Source organism: Mycobacterium sp. 1165196.3 (genome assembly GCF_001673415.1).
Lineage (GTDB): Bacteria > Actinomycetota > Actinomycetes > Mycobacteriales > Mycobacteriaceae > Mycobacterium > Mycobacterium europaeum_A.
Genome location: NZ_LZLU01000268.1, coordinates 18,059 through 40,700, shown reverse-complemented (window position 1 = coordinate 40,700; position 22,642 = coordinate 18,059). Strand labels below are relative to the sequence as shown.

Annotated in this window: 27 protein-coding genes, 2 tRNA genes and 1 pseudogene; 17 read left to right on the top strand and 13 right to left on the bottom strand. The window is 67.4% G+C overall.

Features of this window, described 5'->3' with window-relative positions; all coding sequences use genetic code 11:
* Positions 1–80 precede the first annotated feature (80 nt).
* The 3 genes from A5659_RS25605 to A5659_RS28865 all read left to right on the top strand — a co-directional run bounded on the left by A5659_RS25605 (position 81) and on the right by A5659_RS28865 (position 506).
* A tRNA-Ser gene (locus tag A5659_RS25605) sits at positions 81–169 on the top strand.
* Between the two features lie 43 nt (positions 170–212).
* Positions 213–285, top strand: a tRNA-Arg gene (locus A5659_RS25600).
* 92 nt (positions 286–377) lie between these two features.
* Positions 378–506 (top strand): hypothetical protein, encoded by a 129-nt coding sequence (locus A5659_RS28865; RefSeq protein WP_255361718.1) that lies wholly within the window; start codon positions 378–380, stop codon positions 504–506.
* Positions 507–602: 96 nt separating this feature from the next.
* On the opposite strand, the pseudogene A5659_RS29070 reads toward A5659_RS28865, so the two are convergent.
* The 4 genes and pseudogenes from A5659_RS29070 to A5659_RS25585 form a co-directional block, all read right to left on the bottom strand.
* Positions 603–1,073, bottom strand: a pseudogene (locus tag A5659_RS29070) (N-acetyltransferase family protein); the annotation flags it as partial.
* A 9-nt stretch (positions 1,074–1,082) separates the two neighbouring features.
* The gene (locus A5659_RS25595; protein WP_066882429.1) at positions 1,083–1,571 is read right to left on the bottom strand and encodes a hypothetical protein; all 489 of its coding nucleotides are present in this window, start codon (positions 1,569–1,571) and stop codon (positions 1,083–1,085) included.
* Between the two features lie 19 nt (positions 1,572–1,590).
* On the bottom strand, positions 1,591–2,589 hold the full coding sequence (locus tag A5659_RS25590; protein WP_369827526.1) for a phosphotransferase family protein: 999 nt from the start codon (positions 2,587–2,589) through the stop codon (positions 1,591–1,593).
* Positions 2,590–2,628: 39 nt separating this feature from the next.
* The gene (locus A5659_RS25585; RefSeq protein ID WP_067185156.1) at positions 2,629–2,988 is read right to left on the bottom strand and encodes a nuclear transport factor 2 family protein; all 360 of its coding nucleotides are present in this window, start codon (positions 2,986–2,988) and stop codon (positions 2,629–2,631) included.
* A gap of 124 nt (positions 2,989–3,112) precedes the next feature.
* On the opposite strand from A5659_RS25585, the gene A5659_RS25580 reads away from it, so the two are divergent.
* From A5659_RS25580 to A5659_RS25560, 6 genes are all read left to right on the top strand, one after another.
* The gene (locus A5659_RS25580; RefSeq protein ID WP_067185152.1) at positions 3,113–4,057 is read left to right on the top strand and encodes a class I SAM-dependent methyltransferase; all 945 of its coding nucleotides are present in this window, start codon (positions 3,113–3,115) and stop codon (positions 4,055–4,057) included.
* Between the two features lie 63 nt (positions 4,058–4,120).
* A complete protein-coding gene (locus A5659_RS25575; RefSeq protein ID WP_067143805.1) occupies positions 4,121–4,531 on the top strand; it encodes an MmcQ/YjbR family DNA-binding protein in 411 nt (136 codons plus the stop codon).
* Positions 4,532–4,635: 104 nt separating this feature from the next.
* Complete coding sequence (locus tag A5659_RS25570) at positions 4,636–4,875, top strand: hypothetical protein (RefSeq protein ID WP_066873162.1); 240 nt, start codon at positions 4,636–4,638, stop codon at positions 4,873–4,875.
* Between the two features lie 24 nt (positions 4,876–4,899).
* The gene (locus A5659_RS27985; RefSeq protein WP_007771976.1) at positions 4,900–5,055 is read left to right on the top strand and encodes a DUF6131 family protein; all 156 of its coding nucleotides are present in this window, start codon (positions 4,900–4,902) and stop codon (positions 5,053–5,055) included.
* A gap of 150 nt (positions 5,056–5,205) precedes the next feature.
* Positions 5,206–5,910 (top strand): response regulator transcription factor, encoded by a 705-nt coding sequence (locus tag A5659_RS25565; protein WP_064880192.1) that lies wholly within the window; start codon positions 5,206–5,208, stop codon positions 5,908–5,910.
* Positions 5,888–7,399 (top strand): cell wall metabolism sensor histidine kinase WalK, encoded by a 1,512-nt coding sequence (locus A5659_RS25560; RefSeq protein WP_066872985.1) that lies wholly within the window; start codon positions 5,888–5,890, stop codon positions 7,397–7,399. The genes A5659_RS25565 and A5659_RS25560 overlap by 23 nt, the downstream gene beginning before the upstream one ends.
* A gap of 1 nt (position 7,400) precedes the next feature.
* Here A5659_RS25560 and A5659_RS25555 read toward each other — a convergent pair whose 3' ends face one another.
* The gene (locus A5659_RS25555; protein WP_066882439.1) at positions 7,401–7,868 is read right to left on the bottom strand and encodes a lipoprotein LpqH; all 468 of its coding nucleotides are present in this window, start codon (positions 7,866–7,868) and stop codon (positions 7,401–7,403) included.
* Positions 7,869–8,045: 177 nt separating this feature from the next.
* Here A5659_RS25555 and A5659_RS25550 point away from each other — a divergent pair, with 177 nt between their 5' ends.
* Positions 8,046–9,920, top strand: coding sequence for an alkyl/aryl-sulfatase (locus A5659_RS25550; protein ID WP_067185149.1), 1,875 nt, complete (start codon positions 8,046–8,048; stop codon positions 9,918–9,920).
* 7 nt (positions 9,921–9,927) lie between these two features.
* On the opposite strand, the gene A5659_RS25545 is transcribed toward A5659_RS25550, so the two are convergent.
* From A5659_RS25545 to A5659_RS25520, 6 genes are read right to left on the bottom strand one after another with little or no spacing between them, the layout of a single operon-like run.
* A complete protein-coding gene (locus A5659_RS25545; RefSeq protein WP_067143800.1) occupies positions 9,928–10,896 on the bottom strand; it encodes an NADPH:quinone oxidoreductase family protein in 969 nt (322 codons plus the stop codon).
* A complete protein-coding gene (locus tag A5659_RS25540; protein WP_066882445.1) occupies positions 10,896–11,519 on the bottom strand; it encodes a TetR/AcrR family transcriptional regulator in 624 nt (207 codons plus the stop codon). The genes A5659_RS25545 and A5659_RS25540 overlap by 1 nt, the downstream gene beginning before the upstream one ends.
* Complete coding sequence (locus tag A5659_RS25535) at positions 11,500–12,783, bottom strand: acyl-CoA dehydrogenase family protein (protein ID WP_067185145.1); 1,284 nt, start codon at positions 12,781–12,783, stop codon at positions 11,500–11,502. Before A5659_RS25535 ends, A5659_RS25540 begins: the two co-directional genes overlap by 20 nt.
* Before the next feature lie 18 nt (positions 12,784–12,801).
* Positions 12,802–13,566, bottom strand: a complete 765-nt coding sequence (locus A5659_RS25530) for an SDR family NAD(P)-dependent oxidoreductase (protein ID WP_067185143.1) — start codon at positions 13,564–13,566, stop codon at positions 12,802–12,804.
* Position 13,567: 1 nt separating this feature from the next.
* The gene (locus tag A5659_RS25525; protein ID WP_067185139.1) at positions 13,568–14,686 is read right to left on the bottom strand and encodes a phosphotransferase family protein; all 1,119 of its coding nucleotides are present in this window, start codon (positions 14,684–14,686) and stop codon (positions 13,568–13,570) included.
* Between the two features lie 13 nt (positions 14,687–14,699).
* The gene (locus A5659_RS25520) at positions 14,700–15,371 is read right to left on the bottom strand and encodes a class I SAM-dependent methyltransferase (protein ID WP_067185136.1); all 672 of its coding nucleotides are present in this window, start codon (positions 15,369–15,371) and stop codon (positions 14,700–14,702) included.
* A 76-nt stretch (positions 15,372–15,447) separates the two neighbouring features.
* Here A5659_RS25520 and A5659_RS25515 point away from each other — a divergent pair, with 76 nt between their 5' ends.
* A complete protein-coding gene (locus A5659_RS25515; protein WP_067024052.1) occupies positions 15,448–16,086 on the top strand; it encodes a histidine phosphatase family protein in 639 nt (212 codons plus the stop codon).
* 63 nt (positions 16,087–16,149) lie between these two features.
* On the top strand, positions 16,150–17,196 hold the full coding sequence (locus tag A5659_RS25510) for a phosphotransferase family protein (protein ID WP_066882456.1): 1,047 nt from the start codon (positions 16,150–16,152) through the stop codon (positions 17,194–17,196).
* Here the strand turns inward: A5659_RS25510 and A5659_RS25505 are convergent.
* The gene (locus A5659_RS25505) at positions 17,193–17,543 is read right to left on the bottom strand and encodes a lipopolysaccharide assembly LapA domain-containing protein (RefSeq protein ID WP_066872956.1); all 351 of its coding nucleotides are present in this window, start codon (positions 17,541–17,543) and stop codon (positions 17,193–17,195) included. The two genes, A5659_RS25510 and A5659_RS25505, sit on opposite strands and share 4 nt — an antisense overlap.
* A 99-nt stretch (positions 17,544–17,642) precedes the next feature.
* On the opposite strand from A5659_RS25505, the gene A5659_RS25500 reads away from it, so the two are divergent.
* From A5659_RS25500 to A5659_RS25480, 5 genes are read left to right on the top strand one after another with little or no spacing between them, the layout of a single operon-like run.
* Positions 17,643–18,590, top strand: a complete 948-nt coding sequence (locus A5659_RS25500) for an ABC transporter substrate-binding protein (RefSeq protein WP_067185133.1) — start codon at positions 17,643–17,645, stop codon at positions 18,588–18,590.
* 1 nt (position 18,591) lies between these two features.
* On the top strand, positions 18,592–19,704 hold the full coding sequence (locus tag A5659_RS25495) for an ABC transporter ATP-binding protein (protein ID WP_067185129.1): 1,113 nt from the start codon (positions 18,592–18,594) through the stop codon (positions 19,702–19,704).
* Between the two features lie 3 nt (positions 19,705–19,707).
* The gene (locus A5659_RS25490; protein WP_067143785.1) at positions 19,708–20,394 is read left to right on the top strand and encodes an ABC transporter permease; all 687 of its coding nucleotides are present in this window, start codon (positions 19,708–19,710) and stop codon (positions 20,392–20,394) included.
* On the top strand, positions 20,391–21,107 hold the full coding sequence (locus A5659_RS25485) for an ABC transporter permease (protein WP_066872945.1): 717 nt from the start codon (positions 20,391–20,393) through the stop codon (positions 21,105–21,107). The genes A5659_RS25490 and A5659_RS25485 overlap by 4 nt, the downstream gene beginning before the upstream one ends.
* Positions 21,108–21,707 carry a putative glycolipid-binding domain-containing protein gene (locus A5659_RS25480; protein ID WP_066872942.1) on the top strand — a complete coding sequence of 200 codons (600 nt, stop codon included), beginning with the start codon at positions 21,108–21,110 and terminating at the stop codon, positions 21,705–21,707.
* Here the strand turns inward: A5659_RS25480 and A5659_RS25475 are convergent.
* Positions 21,670–22,614, bottom strand: coding sequence for a prephenate dehydrogenase (locus A5659_RS25475; RefSeq protein ID WP_197498218.1), 945 nt, complete (start codon positions 22,612–22,614; stop codon positions 21,670–21,672). The genes A5659_RS25480 and A5659_RS25475 overlap by 38 nt on opposite strands.
* Positions 22,615–22,642 lie beyond the last annotated feature (28 nt).

Here is a 22,642-nt window from a genome sequence, read left to right as displayed (position 1 = left end):
GACAGTTTACGTGTCAGCTGTGTACAGTATGGCCGGTTCCGCGAGACCGGAAAGGGGTCGGTACCCTCAGAAAGTCCAAGGGAGGCGTGCCAGAGCGGCCGAATGGGGCTCACTGCTAATGAGTTGTCCCCCTCAAAGGGGACCGGAGGTTCAAATCCTCTCGCCTCCGCTAGATCCTTTAGCGGCAACACGGAACGACAACTGAAGAACAGGCGCCCGTAGCTCAACGGATAGAGCATCTGACTACGGATCAGAAGGTTAGGGGTTCGAATCCCTTCGGGCGCGCTCACTAGCTCAGGGTTGGGCAACCCGAAATGATTCGAATCGTTCAGACCCAGTTTCTTGTCGGCGCGGTTTTCCGTCGATACCTTCCGCCCATGACAATCAGCATTGAGCAAATCGGTGGTGGCGCCGGCGGCGGTTTCCTGGGTGGCGGCGGTGCCGGTGGTTTCGTCGGTGGCGGCGGCGCGGGTGGCTTCCTGGGCGGTGGCGGCGCCGGCGGCTAGGCCCCCGACTCGCGCCCGGCCCGGCGAGACGATGGGGCCGGGTGGCTCATCCGGCGCGGTGCCGGGCTTCAGGTCCAGCTGCATCCACGCGACGTCGTGCCAGTCGCCGTGCTTCCATTCGACGCGGCGGTACAGGCCCGCGTCGATAAAGCCGAACGCGCGGTGGAAGCAGGTGCTGGCCTCGTTGGGTTGGGTGATGCCGGCGAATGCCTGCCGGTAGCCCCGCTCGGTGAGCCTGCGCAACAGCTCGGTGTAGAGCGCGCGGCCCCCGCCGGTGCGGCGATGGCCGGCCTCTAAGTAGATCCCGGTCTCGGTCGACCACCGGTACGTGGCAAGGCGATTGAACGCGTGCCCGTAGGCGAAGCCGATCACCCGGCGATCGCGTTCCAGCACAAGCCATTCGTGGCTGGCCTGCGCGGCGGCGATGCGCGCGGCCATCTCGGTTTCGGTCGGGACGTCGATCTCCCAACTGATGACCGTGTGCTCGACGTACGGCCGGTAAATGGCAAGGCACGCGGCCGCATCCGGCGCAGCTGCCGGCCGGACCAGGCCGGCGCTCGCGTGCATGTCGCCGCGCTAGGGGCGGGGCTGGAAGGGTCCGCCGAACGGTCCCCGTCTGGGCGGTTCGGTCACGGTCTGCGTGACCGTGCTGGTTTCGGTGCTCGGCGAAACGGTGACGGTGCTCGGTGGCTCCGTCGTCGTGGGAGTGTCCGTGCTGGGCGGCGGGGCCGTTTCGGTCACCGTCTCGGTGGGCGCGCCGCCACCGCCGCCGTGGTGCCGCGGCGCGTGCGTCGTGGTGGTCACCGGCGCGGTGGTGGACGGGACGGCCGTCGTGGTGGTCGCGGGGCTGGGCGCCGGTGAGCCGCTGGTCAGCTTGACCACCGCGAACACCAGCGCGGCCAGCAGGATCACCCCGAGCGCGCCGGCCGCGACCAGCGCCGCCGGACGGCGATACCAGGGCGTCGGCGGCTCGGGCGGTGGGGCCTCGGGCTCGTAATATCCGCCGTACCGCGCGGCCGCGGTGGGCTCGGAGTAGAAATCCGGTTCCTCGGGATAAGGCGGCACGAGAGGAGATGTTAGTGGGTCAGGCCGCGCTGGAGATGAGGCCCAGCGCCCGCTCGAACAGATGCACCGTGGCCGCGTGCAACTGGTCGCCGACCTCCTTCTCCGCCTTCCCGGCGCACGCCCGGGCCAGCGTCCCCTCGATCACGATCCCCAGCTTGAAGCAGGCAAGCACGGTGTACCAGGTGATGTGGGACAGGTCGCGGGTGGTGTTGGCGGCGTAGCGCTCGAAGAGCTCATCGGTGCTGGCGAGCCCGTCCTGGCCGCCCAGGGCGTGACTGAACACGCTGGAACCGTCGGGCTGGCGCCAGGTGGCCAGCAGCCAGCCCAGGTCCAGCAGCGGATCCCCGATCGTGGACATCTCCCAGTCGACGATCGCGACCACCTCTGGCCCGGTCCGGGAGAACATCACGTTGGCGGCGTGATAGTCGCCGTGCATGATGCCCGGGGTCCAATTGGCCGGCCGATGCCGTTCCAGCCAGGTGGACACCTCCTCGATGCCGGGGATGTCGGGCCCGGGGTAGCCCTCGTACTCGTTGTAGGACTCCAGCTCCGAAAGCCAGCGTGGCACCTGGCGTTCCAGGAAACCCTCCGGCTTGCCGAAGTCGGCCAGCCCCACCGCGACGTGGTCGACGGCGCCCAGCTTGGCCAGCGCGTCGGCCATCGACAGGCCCATCCCGTGGCGCACCTTGGCGTCGCCGGCGTGCAGCGGCGGCAGGCCCTCGCCCGCGTTGAAGCCGTCGACCGGGTCCATCAGGTAGAAGACGGCGTCGCCCAGCACGCTCGGGTCCTCGCAGGCGGCGATCAGGTGCGGATGCGGGACATCGGAACCGGCAAGTGCGGCAAGGACTTTCGTCTCCCGCAGGATCACGCTGTTGCTGCGCGGGCGCAAGTGCCGTGGCCCGCGCCGCAGCACGTATTGCCGGCCGGCCCGGGTGAATCGCAGCATCACGTTCTGGGTGCCGCCGGTGACGTTGGAAACGTCCTGCAGGGGCCCCTCACCGAGCCCCTGCCCGGACATCCACTGCGCTACGGCTTCCAGGTTCACGGGTTCCACTCGTCAGCCCTTCGGGTGCGGCGTGTATCGGACGGTTTGCGCTCGGATCATGCCATCACGGAACACGAAGGTGTCCACGCCGTCGTCGACCCGGTTGACGGCCGAATCGGCGGTCCACACCAGGAACAGCACGTCTTCGTGGTAAAGGCGAGTTCTCAAGTCCCACTGCGCATTCGGCAGGTCGGCGAGCAACTCCTCGAACACCTGGCGGATGGCCTGCGTGCCGCGGGCGATGCCGGCGGGGCTGATCACCACGGCATCCTCGGCGTAGTCCGCGGCGATCTCGTCGAGGTCGCCCGCGGCCAGTGCGGCGCCGTGGTGGGCGAACACCTCCTGCGGCGTGCGCGGCGGGATGGGCGTCATGGCACTCCCTTGCAACCTGTGGACCGTCTGGGAAAAAGACTAGGACAGCGGCGACGGGCGGCCCCGGGCGGCGGGGGCTGGAAGAATAGTGTGCGTAACTTACTTTCTGGGGAAGGAACTGGCCATGCCGCGGACCGACGATGATTCCTGGGAGATCACTCAAAGCGTGGGCGCCACCGCGCTGGGTGTCGCCGCGGCTCGCGCGGCCGAGACCGAGAGCGAGAACCCGCTGATCAGCGATCCGTTCGCGCGGGTGTTCGTCGACGCCGCGGGGGAGGGGATGTGGAGCATCTACGCCAACCCCGCGCTGCTGGCCAAGGCCGGTGACATCGAGCCGGATCTGCGCGACCGGCTGCAACTGATGGTCGACTTCATGGCCACCCGGACGGCGTTCTTCGACGAGTTCTTCCTCGGCGCCGCCGACGCCGGCGTTCGGCAGGTGGTGATCCTGGCGGCCGGCCTGGACGCCCGCAGTTGGCGGCTGCCGTGGCCCGACGGCACGGTCGTCTACGAGCTCGACCAGCCCAAGGTGCTGGATTTCAAGTCCGAGACACTGCGCGCGCACGGCGCGGAACCGAAGGCGCGGCTGGTCAATGTTCCGATAGATTTGCGCCAGGATTGGCCGAAAGCGCTGCAGGAGGCGGGGTTTGACGCGTCGGCGCCGGCCGTCTGGTCGGCCGAGGGCCTGGTTCGCTACCTGCCGGCGCGGGCCCAGGACCTGCTGTTCGAGCGGATCGACTCGCTGAGCGTCGCGGGCAGTTGGCTCGCCTCCAACGTGCCCGACTCGCGGTTTACCGACCCCGGGCGGGTCCAGCGGCAGCGCGACGACATGCGACGGATGCGGGCGGCGGCCGCCGAGCTGGTCAACGCCGAGATCACGGACTTCGACGACCTGTGGTACGCCGAGGAGCGCACGCCGGTCGACGCCTGGCTGCGCGAGCGCGGCTGGGATGTCACGACGGCGTCGTTCGCGGAGTTGATGGCGCGGTATGACCGCAGCGTGCCGCAGGGTTCGGAGGACTCCATGCCGCCCACCCTCTACGTGTCCGCGCAGCGAACGGCGGGGTAAATCAAATCCCCTTAGGGGCAACGTCTCTCACCACCGGCGCCGGCCATCGGTACGCTCGCGGTCATGGCTGCCCGACGCGCCCGGCTCAGCGACGTGCACGAGATCGCCGCCGCGATGCCGCACGTTCAGCGCCTGGAGGGGCCCAAGGGCAACGCCATTTACCAGGTGGGCGGGAAGTCGTTCGTCTTTTTCCGCACGCCCCGGCCCGACGCGACCGATCCGGACACCGGCGAACGCTATGCCGACGTGATCATGCTCTGGGTGGAATCGGAGAGCGACAAGTTGGCGCTGGTTTCCGATCCCGAATCGCCGTTTTTCACCACGAACCACTTCGATGGGCACCCCTCGGTCCTGGTGCGGGCCAGTCGGTTGGGCGAAATCAGCAGAACCGAATTAGCTGAGCTGATCCAGGACGCCTGGCTGTCCCGTGCGTCGAAGAAGCGGGCCGCGACCTGGCTCGCTGATCACCTCTGACGCGGCGAGTTGTGCCGACAAGCACTGCCGCATAACCCATTGCATGTTTAGACATAAGTCGAATGGGTAACTTCACGTCCACGAGAAACTTCTTCTCGTCCACATTGGAGGTCGCGATGCGTGGCAGCGGGATCATCGGAACGGTTGCGTTGGTGTGGTTGCTGATCGGAGTCTTCGCGGCGTGGCAGCGCGACTACTTCAAAAACGACAACACATCATGCGCCTCGGCGGGCACGGTTGCGGTGACCGTGATCGCCGGACCCTTGAATTACTTCGGTGTCAATCCGAAAGTCACGGATTGCCATCTGCCGCAACCAAGTTCAATGCAATCGATCAACCTCTAACCGCTCACTCAAAAGGAAGTTGACATGGTTATCTTAGGGATTGTCCTGCTTATTCTCGGATACTTTTTCCACGTACCGATCCTGACCACGCTGGGCATCGTGCTGCTGGTCATCGGAGCGATCCTGTGGATCCTGGGCTCGGTCGGCCGCCCGGTCGCCGGCCGGCGCTATTGGTATTAACGGCTTGACTGAAGAACGAATCGCGCGACTGCTGAGCAGTCGCGCGATTCGTTTCACAGGCTACGCATAGGTTTGGCATAGCCGCGGCTCAGCCGTCGGCGGATACTGGAACTTGTGACGCAGCCCCGAGCCTCGGTAGAGCGGGTTGTCATGTGCCGTGCGGACGGCAACCCCATCAACGTTTTGGTCGTCGACGACGAATCCGTCCTGGCCGACATGGTGTCAATGGCACTGCGGTACGAGGGCTGGAACATCTCCACCGCCGGTGATGGCGCGTCGGCCATCGCTTCGGCCCGCTCGCAGCGGCCCGACGTGGTGGTTCTCGACGTGATGCTGCCCGACATGAGCGGGCTCGACGTCTTGCACAAACTGCGCGAGGAGAACCCGCAGCTGCCGGTGCTGCTGCTCACCGCCAAGGACGCGGTCGAAGACCGCATCGCCGGCCTGACCGCCGGTGGCGACGACTACGTCACCAAACCGTTCAGCATCGAAGAGGTCGTGCTGCGGCTGCGGGCGCTGTTGCGCCGCACCGGGGTCACCACGGTGGACAGCGGCGCACAGCTGGTGGTCGGGGACCTGGTGCTCGACGAGGACAGTCACGAGGTCACCCGCGCCGGCGAACCAATTTCGTTGACCTCCACCGAGTTTGAGCTCCTGCGCTTCATGATGCGCAACTCCAAGCGGGTGCTGAGCAAGGCCCAAATCCTGGACCGGGTATGGAGTTACGACTTCGGCGGCCGATCCAACATCGTCGAGCTCTACATTTCCTACCTGCGCAAGAAGATCGACAACGGCCGAGAACCGATGATCCACACGCTGCGCGGCGCGGGTTATGTCCTCAAGCCGGCCCGCTGACACGCGGCGGGTCTGGTCGCTGCGGCTGCGGCTGCTGGTCGGACAGATCGTCGTGCTGGCCATCGTCTGCGTGGGCATCACCGCGGCGACCGAGCTGGCGTTGCTCCACCACCTGGTGGCACAGCTCGACGGACAGCTGGCCGGCACCTCCTATCGCTCGGCGCTGATGTATCCCGAGCCGCCGCATTCGGGCTGGCGGCATCAGCACGTCTATCCACGGCCGGGCCCCGGTCCGCGGTTCCTCGATGCCCCGGGCCAGCCGGCGGGCATGGTGGCGGCGGTGGTCAGCCACGGCAACACGGTGGACGCCGGTTACACCACGAGCAGCGGCGACCGGGCCGAGCTGAGCCCCACCGCCCAGCAGCAGCTGTCCGCGATCGCCGACCGTCGCAAGCCGGTGACGCTGAACCTGGACGGGCTGGGCCGCTACCGGGTCGTCGCCGCCCCGAGCCGAAACGGCGGCGACGTCATCGTCACCGGCCTGTCGATGGCCAACATCGACACCACCCTGATGCGGATGCTGGTCATCTTCGCCATCGTGACGGTCATCGCGCTGGTCGCCGCCACCACGGCCGGCGTGATCATCATCCGGCGGGCGCTGGCGCCGTTACGCCGCGTCGCGCAGACCGCGAGCAAGGTAGCCGGCTTGCCGCTGGCACGCGGTGAGGTCGAACTGCCGGTGCGCGTGCGTGAGTCCGACGCCAATCCCTCCACCGAGGTGGGGCAACTCGGCGCCGCCCTCAACCAGATGCTCGACCACATCGCCGCCGCCCTGTCGGCGCGGCAGGCCAGCGAGACGCGGGTCCGCCAGTTCGTCGCCGATGCCAGTCACGAACTGCGCACGCCGCTTGCGGCGATCCGCGGCTACACCGAACTGACGCAGCGGATGGGCGACGATCGCGAGGCGGTGGCGCAGGCGATGAGCCGGGTGGCGTCCGAGACCGAGCGGATGACGCGCCTCGTCGAAGACCTGCTGCTGCTGGCCCGGCTGGATTCGGGCCGGCCGTTGGAACGCGAACCGGTGGATCTGTCGCGGTTGGCCGTGGACGCGGTCAACGACGCACACGTCGCCGGACCCGATCATCAGTGGGAACTCGACCTGCCCGAAGAACCGGTGGTCGTCACCGGGGATGCGGCGCGGCTTCACCAGGTGCTGACCAATCTGCTTGCCAACGCCCGCGTCCACACCGGGGCGGGCACCGTTGTCACCACGCGGTTGAGCACCGAGCCGTCGCACACCGTGCTGCAGGTCATCGACAACGGCCCCGGCATCCCGGCGGCGCTGCAATCCGAGGTCTTCGAGCGGTTCGCCCGCGGCGACTCTTCGCGCTCGCGCAAGGGCGGTAGCACCGGGCTGGGTTTGGCGATCGTCTCCGCGGTTGTCAAGGCGCACAACGGGACGATCGAGGTGGACAGCGCGCCGGGCCGGACCGAGTTCACGGTGCGGTTGCCACCCAATGGATGGCAACCGCCCGCCCACGATTCTTAGCTCAGGAGCAAGTCGCGTCGATTTCGAACGGCTTGTTCACCTGTTGCATCGGGTTGGCCATGTCGACGCCGCTGGCGGTGCCGGTGACCTTGTAGGTGTTGCCGTCCTTGGTCGCCGAGGCGTTGCCCTGGCTACCTTGCGCGTACTGAAGCGTCACGCCGTTGACATTGCCGAGCTGGACCGCCTTCACTGCGAGCGGATTGGCGTCGGCGAGCACGACACTGATCCCGGTCTGGTTCCCACCGACCGCGATTGAGATGTTGCCGCCAGCCTTGGTGCAGACAGTGGTGCCTTGGACGTTCTGGTCCTTGCCGTCGATGATGACCTTCGACGAGTTGTTACCGCCGGCAGACACGGAGCCTCCCGGCACCGAGGTCGAAACGCCATTTGATTTGCTACTCGAACAGCCCGAAATACCCGCGGCAAGAATGGCCGCTCCAGCAAGCGCGACCGTCAGTTGACGCTTCACCTGTTCTCCTTTGCCCGATAGTTGCGGTCCTCGGCATTGAGGGCCGTCTGGGCAGTATGCGGGTTAACTGAGTCGGGATCCAGAACCCGCAGAAATTGTTGCTGTGTTCATTAATTGGACGGCGAAAAGCCGCCCGAACCACCTTGATCGAGGCCGCTTTGATGGCAAGGTACGACCGTGGACCACAAGCCTCCCAGCGCAGTCATCGAGTCGGCCCATCGCGACCACGATCTGCCATTGCATGACCAAACGGACTTCGCCGACGCCGACCGCGGATTCATCGCCGCCCTGTCTCCGTGCGTGATCACAGCGGCCGACGGGCGGGTGGTGTGGGACAACGACGCCTACTCGTTTTTGAGTGATGCCGCCCCGACATCGGTTCATCCCAGCCTCTGGCGGCAGTCGACGCTGGCCGCCAAGCAAGGACTCTACGAAGTGGTGCCCGGCATCTATCAGGTTCGCGGACTGGACATCTCCAACATCACCTTCGTGGAGTCCGACGGCGGCATCATCGTCATCGACCCCCTGGTGTCCACCGAGGTGGCTGCGGCCGCGCTCGCGTTGTACCGCAGCCAGCGTGGCGGTGACCGTCCCGTGGTGGCGGTGATCTACACCCACAGCCACGTCGACCATTTCGGCGGCGTACTGGGCGTCACCTCGCAGGCGGAGGTGGATTCCGGTGCGGTGACGGTGTTGGCGCCGGACGGCTTCGTCGAGCACGCGGTGTCCGAAAACGTCTATGCCGGTCCGGCGATGCTGCGACGCGCGACGTACATGTACGGCGTGACGCTGGAGCGCGGACCGCAGGGCCACGTGGGTTGCGGGCTCGGGCAGGCCACGTCCACGGGCGAGGTGTCCCTCATCGTGCCGACCGTCGACATCCGCGAGACCGGTGAGAAGCACACCATCGACGGCGTGGAGATCGAGTTCCAGATGGCGCCCGGAACCGAGGCGCCCGCCGAAATGCATTTCTATTTCCCGCGTTTCCGCGCGTTGTGCATGGCCGAGAATGCGACGCACAACCTGCACAACCTGCTGACCCTGCGGGGCGCGCTGGTGCGCGATCCGCACGCGTGGTCCGGTTACCTCACCGAAGCGATCGACACCTTCGCCGAGCGTGCCGACGTGGTCTTCGCTTCGCATCATTGGCCGACCTGGGGACGGGACAGCATCGTCGAATTCCTGTCACTGCAGCGCGACATGTACGCGTATTTGCACGACCAGACACTGCGCTTGCTGAACCAGGGCCACACCGGCGTCGAGATCGCCGAAATGTTCCAGATGCCACCGACTCTCGAGCGGGCCTGGCACACACACGGGTATTACGGATCGGTGAGCCACAACGTGAAGGCGATCTACCAGCGCTACATGGGTTGGTTCGACGGCAACCCCGGCCGGTTGTGGCCTCATCCGCCCGAAGCGTTGGCGCCGCGGTACGTCGAGGCGATGGGCGGAATCGACCGAGTGGTCGACCTCGCGCGGGATGCGTTCGCGGCCGGCGACTTCCGTTGGGCCGCGACGCTGCTGGACCACGCGGTCTTCACCGACGCCGAGCACGCCGGCGCGCGAGATCTCTATGCCGACACCCTCGAGCAGCTGGCCTACGGGGCCGAGAACGCGACCTGGCGCAACTTCTTCCTGAGCGGGGCAACGGAATTGCGCGACGGAACCTTCGGCACCGCGGGCCAGGTCACATCGCCCACCCTGCTGTCCCAACTGACGCCGGAGCAGATCTTCGACAGCCTGGCGATCCGCGTCAACGGACCGCGCAGCTGGGATCTGGACATCGCCATCGACATCGCCTTCGCCGACACCGCGGTCAACTATCGGCTCACCCTACGCAACGGGGTGCTGGTTCGGCGCAAGGCGGCGCCCGATCCCGCCACCGCCACCGTTACCGTCAAGCTGGCAAACAAGATTCGGCTGCTCGCCGTGGCAACGGGGGATTTCAGCTCACCGGGCCTGGAGCTATCCGGGAATCAGGGCGCGCTGCAGGCCCTGCTGAGTGTGCTCGACGACCCGGATCCGAATTTCAACATCGTCACGCCATGACACCGCGTCACGCGACGTCGATCACCACCTTGCCGAGCACCTTGCGGTCGGCCACATGCCGTAACGCCGCCGCGGTCTCCGAGAGCGGGAATCGCGCGCCGATGTACGGCCGCACCGTGCCGGCGGCGAACATCTGCGCCAACTCCGCCAGGTCGCGCACGGCGTCGTCGGGCCTGTCGGCCATGAAGGTCCGGATCTCCATGCCACGCACGCAGATGTCTTTCAGCAGAATGAGATTGAGCGGAATCGCCGGGATGGAGCCCGCGGCGTAGCCCAGCGTGACGAAGGTGCCGCCACGCGCGAGACCGCGCAGCGCCGGCTCCGAATACGGTCCGCCCACCGGGTCCAGCACCACGCGGGCGCTGTCCCCGGTGAGTTCACGGATGCGGGTCTTCAGGTCCTCGCGGTCATAATCCACGGTCACCTCCGCCCCGCGGCGCCGGCACAGCTCGAGCTTCTCCGGGCTCGACGCCGCCGCCAGCACCCGAGCCCCCATCGCGACCCCCAGGTCTACCGCGGCCAGCCCCACGCCGCCGGCGGCCCCGAGCACGACCACCCAATCGCCCTGCGTGACAGCGGCCGTCGAGCGCAGCGCGTGGTAGGCCGTGCGGTAGGTGACGCCGAAGGCGGCGGCCGAGGCGAAGTCGGCGTCGTCGGGCATGAGCTCGGCCTGGCTCGCGTCGAGCAGCGCCTGTTCGGCGAACGCCCCGAAGGTGGTCCCGGAAACACGCTGCCCCGGACGGAACGGCGCACCCTCGCCGACGGCGATGACCTCCCCGGCGATCTCGTTGCCGGGTATGAACGGGGGCGGGATTTTGACCTGGTACTTGCCGGCGATGAACAACACGTCGGGAAAGTTGACCGCCGCGGCGCGCACCCGCACCAGCAGTTGGCCGGGAGCCGCAACGGGATCGGGCACGTCGTCGATCACCAGGTCCTCGGGCGTGCCATAGGAACGACAGATCACCGCGCGCATCAACTGACCCCCAATCCCCGTAAACAGAACCGCACCACGTGGGCGATGTCGTCGGCGCCGGGCTGCTCGACCGAACCCACGTAGCGACGCATCGTTGCCGCGGTGCAGCTGAACACCGCCTCGACATCCCGCTCGATGTCGGTACTGCCCAGCGCCGCAATGGGTTCGACGAGCAGCTCGCGAAGCGGCCGCATCATCTCCTGATCGGCCGCGCGCCAACTGGTGCCGGCCGACATCTGGCCGGCCGCCGCACGGGTCATGCTGATCAGGTGCGGGTCGGCCACCTGCGCCAGCGTGCCCTCGATCCACCGCATGACCTTGTCGCGCGGATGCGATTCCTTGGCCATCTGGTGCTCGAGATAGGACACCACGATCGCCACCCCGCGTTCCATCACCGCCAAAATCAGGTCGTCCTTGCCGGCGAAATAACGGTAGAACGCCTTGTTCGATGAGCCCGCCTCGGCGACGATGTCGCTGACGCGGGGCGGTTCGGGCGCGACGCGTTCCATGACGCGCACCGCGGCGGCCAGGATGCGTTCCACCTCCTCGGTGGCCCCGCGCTGGCGGTCGTCGAGCGCCCGCTCGACCGCCGCGGTCACGCGGTCAGAGGTCAACGAGCTCACCGTATTTGGCGCGCGCCGCAGCGCGCCGCACATCCAGCATCTCGCTGGGCCAGTCGCCTTCCTCGGCCTCGTAACCCTTGAGCAGCATTCGGGCCAGGTTCACCTTGTGCACCTCGGTGGGCCCGTCGGCCAGGCCCAGCGCGATGCCGCCGAGCAGGACGTTGACCAAGGGCAGTTGATCGGTGAGCCCCAGCGCCCCGTGCACCTGGATCGCGCGCAGGGCAATCGATTTGAGCACCTGCGAGGCCAGGATCTTGCATGCGGCGATCTCCGCCCGGGCGGCGCGCTCGTCACCCTGGTCGATCAACCACGCCGCGTGCAGCACGGTCAGCCGGAACGGTATCAACTCGGTGTAGGAGTCGGCGACGAATTCCTGGACCAGTTGTTTGTCGGCCAGCAGGCTGCCTTGGGTGAAGCGGCTTTTCGCCCGGCGCGACATGATCTCGACGGCGCGTTGCGCCATCCCGATGGAGCGCATCGCGTGGTGCAGCCGCCCACCGGCCAGCCGGGTCTGCAATATCAGGAAGCCCTGTCCGGGCTCTCCGAGCAACGCGTCGGACGGCACTCGCACGTCGTTGTAGTGCACCAGGGAATGGCCCGGCTCGTGCGGGTCGGCCCCGACCAGATGGTGGTTGGCCTCCAACACCAGTCCCTCGGTGCCGGCGGGGATCAGGAACGTCGACGCGCCGGTATGCACCGGCACGTCGGGGTCGGTGATCGCGACGACGATGAAAAAGGAGGCGACGGAGGCGTTGGAGGAGAAGTACTTTCGCCCGGTGATCACCCAGTCGTCGCCGTCGCGCACCGCCCGGGTGGTGAAGACCCGCGGATCGGCGCCGCCCTGCGGCTCGGTCATCGAGAAACACGAGAAGATCTCACCGGACAGCAGGCCCGCCAGGTAACGGTCCTTTTGCTCCTGGGTGCCGAAGCGGGCGATGATCTCGGCGTTGCCGGTGTCGGGCGCCTGCGTCCCGAACACGATCGGCGCCCAGGGGCTGCGGCCGAGGATCTCGTTGATCAGCGTCAGCTTGACCGCGCCGAAGCCCTGCCCACCCAGTTCCGGCCCCAGATGCGGTGCCCACAAACCCTTGTCGCGCACCTGCTGTTTGAGCGGGTCGACGATGCGGCGCCGCTCGTCGTTCAGCGGCAGAAACTCACACCCGGGAAACAGCACCTCGAGCGGTTCCACCTCGTCGTGAACGAACCCGCGGATCCATTCGAGCTTCTCCTCGAACTCGGGCTCGGTAGAAAAGTCCCAGGGCATGGCCCAACCTCCTGCTCGCTAGGGGATCCCGCCGTCGGCCCGCAGAATTGAGCCGGTGGTGAAGCTGGACGCATCGGATGCCAAAAACAATGCGGCGCCGACGATTTCGCCGGGGTCGCCCGCGCGCTCCAAGGAAAGGTGCTGGAACGGATTCTGATGTGCCGCATCCAGATGCCAGGCCTTGCTGACATCGGTGAGAAACGGCCCGGCCATTAGGGTGTTGACCCGCACCACCGGTCCGAACGCCTTCGCCAACGCCTCGGTCATGGCGTTGAGCCCGGCCTTGGCCGCGGCGTAGGGGATGATGTCTGGTGTCGGCCGCAACGATCCGGCCGTGCTCACGTTGATGATCGAACCCCGACCGGCCGCCACCATGCGCTCACCGACCAACGCCGACAACCGGAACGGCCCCTTGAGGTTGAGATTGACCACGGCGTCGAACAATTTCTCGGTCACGTCGGTGAGTTTGTCGTACAGCGGCGACATGCCCGCGTTGTTGATCAGCGTGTCGACTTTGCCGAACCGCTCGTAGGTCTTCTCCACCAAGCCGTCCAACTGATCCCAGCGCCCCACGTGCACCTGATACGGCATGGCCGCACGGCCGGTCACGGCCTCGATCTCCTTGGCGGTCGAGACGCAGTTGTCGAGGTTGCGGCTGGCGATCACCACGTCCGCGCCGCAGCGGGCCGCACCGAACGCCATCTCACGTCCAAGTCCGCGGCTGCCGCCGGTGATCAGGACTACCCGGTCGGTGAGGTCGAAAAGCTCTTCGGCATAACCCATTTCAGGACACCTTGTGAGATCGGGCCAGCTCGGCCGCGGTGGCGATGAGCTGCAGGATCATCGGGCCGAACGCGTCGGTGATCTTCGGGTCGACTCCTCCTTTTTGCGAGCCGGTCCTTGCCCCGGCCGCGTAGGTCTTTTCCAGCACGATGCCCAGCTTCCAGTTGGCCAGCACCAGGTAGTAGTCGATGTTTTCGGTAGACAACCCGCTGACGGATTCGTAGTGCCCCAGTAGCTCGCTGCGCGTGGGCATCCCGCGCATGTCGAGATAAAACCCGTCCTCGCGCGGTTTCTCGCCGTCGTAGCCCAGCAGGCACCACGCCAGGTCGAGCAGCGGATCACCGACCGTGGTCATCTCCCAGTCCACGATCGCGGCCAACCGCGCCGGCTCGCCATGGGCGAACATCACGTTGGCGAACTGATAGTCGCCGTGCATGATGCCCGCCCGGTAATGCGCCGGACGGTTGCGGCGCAGCCAGTCGGAGGCCACGTCCAGGCCGGGCAGCTCGCGGACCTTGTACGCGTCGAGGAACGCCAGCCAGCGATCGACCTGCCGCTCGTGGAATCCATCCGGGCGGCCGAAGCCTTCGAGTCCTTGTTTGCGCCAATCCACTCGGCCCAGCTTGGCCGCGCCGTCGACCAATTGGAAGGCCAGGCCGCGCCGTGCCTCGAGGTCGGTGTCGAACGGCGATTGCCACCCGCCGTCCATCGGGCTCCACCCGTCGATCGCCTGCATGACGTAGAACGGCATGCCGAGCACGTCGCCGGTGTCGTCGGCGGCGATCAGCGCCGCGTGCGGGACATCGGTGCCGGACAGCGCCCGCACCAGGCGGATCTCCCGCAGCAGCCCGTCGATGCGGGCGGCGTCGGCGCGCGCGCCGGGCATCCGCAACACCATCCTCGTCGGCGCCTCCGACGGGCCGCGCTCGATCAGGTAAAGGGTGTTCTGCGAGCCGCCCTTGAGCTGGGTCAGCCGCGGTTCCTCGCCGCCACCCGGGGCGTTGTTTGCATCCAGCCAGCGGGCGAGGACGCCCGCGTCGAGTCCCGGTTCGCCCACGCGAGTCACCGTCCAACCATCGCCGCACACCCCAATCTCCGTATGGAGAATAGCATTCTCCATGGCCGCAGCCCGGTCAGTCCGGTTTGTGCGCGCTCAGCAGGAACCCTGGGGCCATGAAGTGGCCCTCGCCGTCGTGCTCCAGGTGGGCCAGTGGACCATCCGACGACCCGCCGGTGTCGTCGTTGCCGTACACCTTCGCCGCGCGCAGGTCGTCGACGCGCCACAGCGTCGCGACCGCGTCGTGCAATTCGGATTCGGTGAAGCCGCGCGGGCCCGGCCGGTCCGAATGGGCGTCATCCAGCGCGCCGGCCGCGAAGGCCAGGATGTAGAGCGCGGCTCCCGGCGCGGCGGCCCGAAAGATGGACTGGATGTAGTCGTGGCGCCGGTGGGGCGGCAGCGCGTGGAACAGGCCGCTGTCGAGAATCGTGGCGAAGCGGCCGTCATAGCCACCGAAGTCGGTGACGTCAGCCTGCGCGAAGGTCGCCGTGCTCAGTCCCCGCTCGGCGGCCGCGGCGGTGGCCGCCCGAATTGCGGTCGCGCTGGCGTCCAGGCCGACGACGGTGTAGCCGAGCGCGGCCAGGGTCAGCGAGAGCGCGGCATGCCCGCAGCCGGAGTCCAGCACCTCGCTGCGCACCTTGCCCTGATCGATGAGACGGGCCAGCTCCGGTTGGGGCCGGCCGATGCTCCACGGCGGCGGCACGGCCTGCCGGTAGGTGGCGTCCCAATCCCTGTCCGGTTCGGTCATCCGTCCTCCTCGAGATCGGCGTCGCCCGGCGCGGTGAGAAACTGGCGCTGCCCACCATCGAACGACGGGACGAAATATGCAAGTGCTTCTGGTCCGGCATGCGCTGCCGTTGCGCAGCGAACACGGCCAAGGTTCCGATCCGGACCTGTCCGAGGAGGGGCTGGCCCAGATCGAACGACTCCCCAAGGCGCTCGCCAGGTTTCCCATTTCGCGGGTGGTGAGCAGCCCGCAGCGCCGGGCCATCCAGACCGCCGAGCCGGTCGCGGCGGATCGCGGGCTCAGCGTCGAGATCGACGATCGCTTCGCCGAGTACGACCGCGACCTTCCGGTGTACATCCCGGTCGAGCAGATCCGCGCGGAGATGCCGGAGGAGTGGGCGCGCCTGGCGCAGGGGCATCTGCCGAGCGCGGTCGACGAGGACGCTTTTCGGGCGCGGGTGCGCGCCGCGATCGACGACCTCGTCGCGGCCGCCGATTCCGAAGACACGGTCGCGGTGTTCAGCCATGGCGGGGTCATCAACGTCCTGCTGCATGAAATTCTGGGTACCGCCCGCCTGCTGTCCTTCCCCGTCGACTACGCGTCGGTGACTCGGCTGTTGTTCTCCCGGTCCGGTCAAGCGACGGTGGCCGCGGTCAACACCACCGAACACGTCTGGGACCTGTTGCCGCGAAACCAGAGGTTGCTCGACGACGATGCGGGCCGTGGCAGCGCCTGAACCCCACGCCCGCAACTCGCAGGTGGTGCACCGCGTCGAGGTCGGCGGTGGTAGACAAGTTCGGTGACTTCAGCTGACCAACTCGAGGGGCTCGACCTGGCCTCGCTGGACTCCTACCTGCGTTCGCTGGGAATCGGGCGCGACGGCGAGTTGCGCGCGGACTTCATCTCCGGGGGTCGCTCGAATCTGACGTTCCGCGTCTACGACGACAGCACCAGTTGGCTGGTGCGCCGGCCGCCCCTGCACGGCCTGACCCCGTCGGCGCACGACATGGCCCGCGAGTACCGCGTCGTGGCGGCGCTGCAGGACACCCCCGTGCCGGTGGCGCGCACGATCGGGCTGTGCCAGGACGATTCGGTGCTGGGCGCTCCCTTCCAGATCGTCGAGTTCGTCGCCGGGCAGGTGGTTCGGCGCCGCGCTCAACTCGAATCGTTCAGTCACACCGTGATTGGGGGTTGCGTCGACTCGTTGATCCGGGTGCTTGTCGATCTGCACAACGTCGATCCCGACGCCGTCGGGCTGGCCGATTTCGGCAAGCCGAGCGGCTATCTGGAGCGTCAGGTGCGGCGGTGGGGCTCGCAGTGGTCGCTGGTCCGGTTGCCCGAGGATCGACGCGACGCCGACGTGGAGCGGCTGCATTCCGGTCTGGGCGAAGCCATTCCGCAGCAGAGCCGGACCTCGATCGTGCATGGCGATTACCGGATCGATAACACGATCCTGGACGCCGACGACCCGACGAAGGTGCGTGCCGTCGTCGACTGGGAGCTCTCCACGCTGGGGGATCCGCTGTCCGACGCCGCCCTGATGTGCGTGTACCGCGACCCCGCCCTGGATTTGATCGTCAATGCCCAGGCCGCGTGGACGTCACCGCTGTTGCCGACGGCCGACGAACTGGCCGACCGCTATTCGCTGGTGGCCGGTACATCGCTGGCCCATTGGGAGTTCTACATGGCGCTGGCCTACTTCAAGCTCGCGATCATCGCCGCCGGCATCGACTTCCGGCGACGCATGTCGGATCAGGCCCGCGGCGCCGACTCCGATCACGCACCGGAGGTCGTGTCGCCGCTGATTTCGCGCGGTCTGGCCGAACTGGCGAAGCTGCCGGGCTAGCGTGCGGCGGCCGCGTGCTGCCGTTTGGCCGCGCGGCGCAACTGCAGGATCCGTGCGGTGCCGACCGCAACGGTGATCAGCCCGCCGACCACGGCCGCCAGCAAGATCGCCACGCCCTTGGGCTGGCTCCAGTGCCAGCCCAAGAACTGGAAGTCTGTCGGTGTCGTGTTCTGGGTGATGAAGATCAGCAGCAGGATCAGGATCACAAAGCCGGCGATCAGCGAGGACCACAGTGCCCCGGCGCGGGTGAACCCGATAGCCGGTTCTCTGGCGGGTGCGCCGGTCTTGGCCGCAGGATCGGGCTTGGGGGGCGGCTGCCCGGGCGAGGCAGGGATGTGGCTGCTCATACTGCCATCTTTGCCCTATCCGACGCAGAATGAAACCGATTCACCGCCACCAATTCCGCAGGCCAGCGTCCGCGCGGTTCGGGCATTAGGGTCGGCGGTATGACGACGCTGCCGCGCCCGCGAGGCACGATCATGCGCGCGGCAGCCCTGCTGATGGCGATGTGCGTTGTTGCGGCGTGCAGCAATTCCGATCCGTTGGGAGCGCAGGTTCGAAGCCCCAACTCCATAGTCATCGGCTCCGGAGACTTTCCGGAATCGCAGATCATCGCCGAGATTTACGCACAGGCCTTGCAGGCCAACGGGTTTGAGGTGGGCACGCGGATGGGTATCGGCAGCCGGGAGACGTATATCCCTGCGCTCAAAGACCATTCCATCGACCTGGTACCGGAGTACATCGGCAATCTGCTGCTGTATTTCGCCCCGCAGTCCAAGGCCACCATGCTGGGTGCCGTCGAGGTGGAGCTGCACCAGCGCTTGCCCGGTGACCTGTCGATCCTGGCGCCCGCGCCGGCCACCGACACCGATACCGTCAGCGTCACCGCGCAGACGGCGAAGTCCTGGAGTCTGAAGACCATCGCCGATTTGGCCCCTCACTCACCGGACGTGCGATTCGGTGCCCCCTCGGCATTCGCGACCCGCCCCGCCGGGCTGCCGGGACTGCGGCAGAAGTATGGGCTCGACATCAAACCTGGCAACTTCGTCGCCATCGACGACGGCGGGGGCGCGGTCACCGTGCGCGCATTGGTCGGGGGAAGGGTGAACGCCGCCAACGTCTTCACCACGTCCCCGGCCATTCCGCAGAACCACCTGGTGGCCCTCGATGACCCCGAACACAACTTCATGGCCGGAAACATTGTGCCGCTGGTCAATTCGCAGAAGAAATCAGATCATCTCAGGGACGTGCTGGACGCTGTGTCGGCGAAGCTGACCACCTCCGGTGTTGCCGGACTCAACGCGGCGGTGTCGGGGAACTCGGGCATCGATCCGGACCAGGCCGCGCGAAACTGGATACGGGACAACGGCTTCAACCATCCGATCGGAGGATGACTTGATCATCTTCGACAAAGTCACCAAGGCCTTCGCCGACGGAACCACCGCCGTGCACCAGCTCAGCCTGAGCGTCCCGAACGGTGAGCTGACCGTGTTTGTCGGGTCGTCGGGCAGCGGCAAGACCACGGCGCTGCGCATGATCAATCGGATGATCGAGCCCACTTCGGGCGTCGTCACGATCGACGGGGTCGACGTGTCCACTCGCGACCCGGTGAAACTGCGCCTCGGGATCGGGTATGTGATCCAGCACGCCGGGCTGATGCCGCACCAGCGGGTGATCGACAATGTGGCAACGGTTCCCGTCTTACGGGGCCAGGCCCGCCGGGCCGCCCGCAAAGCCGCCTACGAGGTGCTCGAGCGGGTCGGGCTGGACGCCAAACTCGCGACCCGCTACCCCGCGCAACTCTCCGGCGGCGAGCAACAACGGGTCGGCGTGGCGCGCGCACTGGCCGCCGACCCGCCCATCCTGTTGATGGATGAGCCGTTCTCCGCCGTCGACCCGGTGGTTCGCCACGACCTGCAAAACGAAATACTGCGCCTGCAAGCCGAATTGCACAAGACGATCGTCTTCGTCACGCACGACATCGATGAGGCACTGCGGCTCGGCGATCGCGTGGCGGTGTTCAAGGGCGGTTCGTTGCAACAGTTCGACCAGCCCGCCGAGCTGCTGTCGCGGCCGGCCAACGATTTCGTGTCGAGGTTCATCGGCCTGGGCCGCGGCTACCGATGGTTACAACTCCTCGACGCGGCGGGACTGCCGCTGCACGATGTCGAGCGGGTCGCGGCCGAAAAGGCCACGCAGACAGAGCCGTTCGGCGGGTGGGCCGTGGTGGTCGATTCGGGCGGTGTGCCCATTGGCTGGATCGACGGCGCGGGAGTGCGTCGGCACCGCGACGGCGTGCCGTTGACGGACAGCATGAGCGGGCTCGGATCGCTGTTTCGGCCGCGGGGCAACCTGAGCCACGCGCTGGATGCGGCGCTGTCGTCGCCGTCGGGCATCGGGGTCGCCATCGATGACGACGGCAAGGTCATCGGCGGGGTGCTGGCCGACGACGTGCTGGCCGCGGTCCAGGCCCAGCGCCTGGGCTCGGCGGAACCCCCAGGGACCTAGCCGATGCACTATCTGCTCAGCCATCTCGACGACGCCTGGGGGCTGACCGTCGTGCATTTGCGGCTGTCGTTGGTGCCGGTGCTGATCGGGCTGGCGATCGCCCTGCCGCTGGGAATGTTGGTGCAGCGCACCCGAATCGCCCGCCGGCTGACGACCGCGGTCGCCAGCGTCGTGTTCACCATCCCGTCGCTGGCGCTGTTCGTGGTGCTTCCGATGCTCATCGGGACCCGCATCCTCGACGAGGCCAATGTGCTGGTGGCGTTGACGGCCTACACCGCGGCGCTGCTGGTGCGCGCCGTGCTCGAGGCGCTGGACGCGGTGCCCGCCCAGGTGCGCGACGCCGCCACTGCCGTCGGGTATTCGCCGGTCACACGGATGCTCAAAGTTGAACTGCCGCTTTCGGTTCCGGTGCTCGTCGCCGGACTGCGGGTGGTGGTGGTCACCAACATCGCGATGGTCTCCGTGGGTTCGGTCATCGGCATCGGTGGGCTGGGCAGCTGGTTCACCCAGGGCTACCAAACCGACAAGAGCGATCAGATCCTGGCCGGCATCATCGCGCTGTTCGTGCTGGCGGTGGTCATCGACGTGCTCATCGTCGTGGCCGGCCGGCTGGCAACACCGTGGGCGCACGCCACGCGGCGTACCGGTCGCCGCGCGGTCGTCGCGCCCGTGGTCGGTGGTGCGCGGTGAACTTCGTCGCGCGGGCGATCTCCTACGTGTTGACCGCCGACAACTGGACCGGCCCCGTCGGGCTCGCCGCCCGCATCCTCGAACACCTCGAGTACACCGCGCTGGCGGTGGCCGCCTCTGCGTTGATCGCGATTCCCGTCGGCATGATCATCGGGCACACCGGGCGGGGCACCCTGCTGGTGGTCGGCGCCGTCAACGGCTTGCGCTCCCTGCCGACGCTGGGCGTGCTGCTGTTCGGCACGCTGGTCTTCGGGCTGGGTCTGGGACCGTCGCTGGTGGCGCTGATGCTGCTGGGTGTGCCGGCGCTGCTGGCCGGTACCTATGCCGGGATCGCCAATGTCGAGCCCACGGTCGTCGATGCCGCCCGGGCGATGGGCATGACCGAGGCCCAGGTGCTGCTGCGCGTCGAGGTGCCGAATGCGTTGCCGTTGATCCTGGGTGGCCTGCGCAACGCCACGCTGCAGGTGGTGGCGACCGCGACCGTGGCGGCCTACGCCAGCCTCGGTGGACTGGGCAGATACCTGATCGACGGAATCAAGGAACGTGAGTTTCATCTCGCCCTGGTTGGGGCGCTGATGGTGGCCGCGCTGGCGCTGGTGCTCGACGGTCTGCTGGCGTTGGCGGTGTGGATTTCGGTGCCGGGCACCGGGCGGCTGCGGCGAACATACCGGGCACTTCCGCATCGCTTGGCGGGCACGTCTTACGGTAGATGAGTGAACGCAGCCCCCTCTGATCCGTCTCGCCGCGTGTGGCAGGCGATGCTCACCTGGCGCGCACAGGATGCTCCCCGCATGGAATCGGTACGAGTCCAGGTGTCCGGCAACAGAATCAAGGCCAATGGCCGCATCATTGCCGCCGCCACCGAAACCACCCCGGCGTTCGGCGCCTATTACGACCTGCTGACCGATGAGACCGGCGCCACCAAGCGGCTCGGCATGACCGTCACCCTGGCCGAGCGGGAGCGGGTCTTCTCGCTTGCCCGCGACGAGGAGAACATGTGGCTGGTCACCGACCACCAGGGCGAGCGTCGGGCGGCCTACAACGGTGCGCTCGATGTCGACGTGGAGTTCAGCCCGTTCTTCAACGCGCTGCCCATCCGGCGGCTCGGGTTATACGAGCGGCCGGCCTCGGTGACGCTGCCGGTGGTCTACGTGAACCTGCCGGAGATGTCCATCACGGCGGACACCGTGAGCTATAGCAACACCGGCGGCCCGGCCGAGATCAAACTGCGCTCGCCGATCTCCGACACCACGGTCAGCGTCGATGACGAGGGATTCATCGTCGACTATCCAGGCTTGGCAGAGCGGATCTGATCACCCCACCGGCCCGGCCCGCGGCGGCCAATTCCTGACGCCAGTTCTCCGCGCCGACGACGACGTGAAAGATGTCGCTGCGCGGGAAGCTGTCGTAGCGGATGCGCGCGGCATGGCCGGATTCGGTGAGGTCGGCGACCGAATTGTGCGCGGCCAGCGATTCGCGGGCGCGGCTCAGCAGCTCGAGGAGGCGGTCGACCGTGGGCACCAGCTGGTCGGAGTTGCCCTCGCACATCGCCCGGACCAGGTCCGGGGCGGTCGCCGCGACCCGGGTCCCGTCGCGGAACGAGCCGGCGGCCAACGCGAAGGCCAACGGCACGTCTCCGGCCACCACCGCCAGCGCCTCGGCGAGCAGGTGGGGCAGATGCGAGATGGCCGCCGCGGCGGCATCGTGCTCGTCGGATCGGGCCGGCACCACAACGGCGCCGCAGTCGAGCGCCAACGTCATCACCGTCGACCAGACCGCCGGGTCGACGTGGTCGTCGACGCTGACGACCCAGGGGGCCCCGGTGAACAACCCGGCATACCCGGCCGTCCACCCCGAATGCGCGGTGCCCGCCATCGGATGGCCCCCTACGAAGCGTTCCTGCAGCCCCGCCGCGACGACCTGATCGAGCACCGCCTGCTTGACGCTGGTGACATCGGTCAGCGGGCAGTGCGGGGCCGTCTCCTTGACGTGGGCGAGCATGCCCGCCATCGCCGGCATCGGCACGGCCAGCACGATCAGCGCCTCGGTGTCGGCGGCGCGAGACAGCGTCGCGGTCAGATCGGTGACGGCATCGAAGCCGTCGGCGGTCGCGGCCTGTGCGCCCTCGACCGAGCGGTTATAGCCGAACACGTCACGGCCGGCCGCGGTGGCGGCCCGCATTATCGAGCCGCCGATCAGCCCCAGCCCGAGCACACACACCGGTGTCTTTGAAGGAGGGCGTGCCACA

Excerpts from the sequence above, each read along its gene's own strand:
- A5659_RS28865 (WP_255361718.1), top strand. The coding sequence starts at position 378 with ATGACAATCAGCATTGAGCAAATCGGTGGTGGCGCCGGCGGCGGTTTC.
- A5659_RS25590 (WP_369827526.1), bottom strand. The coding sequence starts at position 2,589 with ATGTCCGGGCAGGGGCTCGGTGAGGGGCCCCTGCAGGACGTTTCCAAC.
- A5659_RS25500 (WP_067185133.1), top strand. The coding sequence starts at position 17,643 with ATGACGACGCTGCCGCGCCCGCGAGGCACGATCATGCGCGCGGCAGCC.
- A5659_RS25545 (WP_067143800.1), bottom strand. The coding sequence starts at position 10,896 with ATGCGCGCGGTGATCTGTCGTTCCTATGGCACGCCCGAGGACCTGGTG.
- A5659_RS27985 (WP_007771976.1), top strand. The coding sequence starts at position 4,900 with ATGGTTATCTTAGGGATTGTCCTGCTTATTCTCGGATACTTTTTCCAC.
- A5659_RS25530 (WP_067185143.1), bottom strand. The coding sequence starts at position 13,566 with ATGGGTTATGCCGAAGAGCTTTTCGACCTCACCGACCGGGTAGTCCTG.
- A5659_RS25515 (WP_067024052.1), top strand. The coding sequence starts at position 15,448 with ATGCAAGTGCTTCTGGTCCGGCATGCGCTGCCGTTGCGCAGCGAACAC.
- A5659_RS25505 (WP_066872956.1), bottom strand. The coding sequence starts at position 17,543 with ATGAGCAGCCACATCCCTGCCTCGCCCGGGCAGCCGCCCCCCAAGCCC.
- A5659_RS25565 (WP_064880192.1), top strand. The coding sequence starts at position 5,206 with ATGTGCCGTGCGGACGGCAACCCCATCAACGTTTTGGTCGTCGACGAC.
- A5659_RS25580 (WP_067185152.1), top strand. The coding sequence starts at position 3,113 with ATGCCGCGGACCGACGATGATTCCTGGGAGATCACTCAAAGCGTGGGC.
- A5659_RS25575 (WP_067143805.1), top strand. The coding sequence starts at position 4,121 with ATGGCTGCCCGACGCGCCCGGCTCAGCGACGTGCACGAGATCGCCGCC.
- A5659_RS25525 (WP_067185139.1), bottom strand. The coding sequence starts at position 14,686 with ATGGAGAATGCTATTCTCCATACGGAGATTGGGGTGTGCGGCGATGGT.
- A5659_RS25535 (WP_067185145.1), bottom strand. The coding sequence starts at position 12,783 with ATGCCCTGGGACTTTTCTACCGAGCCCGAGTTCGAGGAGAAGCTCGAA.
- A5659_RS25585 (WP_067185156.1), bottom strand. The coding sequence starts at position 2,988 with ATGACGCCCATCCCGCCGCGCACGCCGCAGGAGGTGTTCGCCCACCAC.
- A5659_RS25490 (WP_067143785.1), top strand. The coding sequence starts at position 19,708 with ATGCACTATCTGCTCAGCCATCTCGACGACGCCTGGGGGCTGACCGTC.
- A5659_RS25560 (WP_066872985.1), top strand. The coding sequence starts at position 5,888 with ATGTCCTCAAGCCGGCCCGCTGACACGCGGCGGGTCTGGTCGCTGCGG.
- A5659_RS25520 (WP_067185136.1), bottom strand. The coding sequence starts at position 15,371 with ATGACCGAACCGGACAGGGATTGGGACGCCACCTACCGGCAGGCCGTG.